Raw genomic sequence first — 547 nt, forward strand, 5'->3', positions numbered from 1 at the left:
GATCATGGATCTCTCTGCGCTGGGCCACACGCTGAAGCCGCTGATCCGCGACGGCTATGTCGAGACTTTTGCGGACAAGGATGATCGCCGCATCAAGCGCGTGCGGCTGACGCTGCAGGGCCGGGCCAAGCTCGATGAGGCGATCAAGCTGTGGAGCGCTGCCCAGCGGCAATTCGAGGATAAGGTCGGCGCGGAGCAGGCCGCAAAGCTGCGCGCAACGCTGGACGCGGTGGCTGATCTGGATTTGGAAATGCCGGCGGCCGCTCCTTCCCTCTGAAGAAGCGGCCGCCAGTAGGCACCCGCGTTTTAGCGGAACCTATTCCGCCGGCATGGCGACCGGGCGAGCCAGCACCCGTCCGGCCAGCACCACGCCCAGTCCAACGATCGGGAACACGGCCGCGATCAGGCCGAGATCGGCCGGCGCGCCGAAGCGCAGCACACCACCGCCGACCACCGCGCCAAGCGCGACGCCGAGATAGAGCGCCGAGGCGTTGAGCGAGAGCACGATCGGAGCCGCATCGGGCGCGATTCTGATGATGAGGCTCGC

The 547-nt window shown here is 67.1% G+C and carries 1 protein-coding gene and 1 pseudogene; one reads left to right on the top strand and one right to left on the bottom strand.

From position 1 onward, the window contains the following. Nucleotides 1-277: MarR family winged helix-turn-helix transcriptional regulator (locus EOA29_RS39460; protein WP_145970159.1), on the top strand; the 277-nt coding region annotated here is incomplete at its 5' end. A 39-nt stretch (nucleotides 278-316) separates the two neighbouring features. On the opposite strand, the pseudogene EOA29_RS39465 reads toward EOA29_RS39460, so the two are convergent. Next, nucleotides 317-547, bottom strand: a pseudogene (locus tag EOA29_RS39465) (MFS transporter); the annotation flags it as partial.

Source organism: Mesorhizobium sp. M1E.F.Ca.ET.063.01.1.1 (genome assembly GCF_003998155.1).
Classification (GTDB): Bacteria; Pseudomonadota; Alphaproteobacteria; order Rhizobiales; family Rhizobiaceae; genus Mesorhizobium.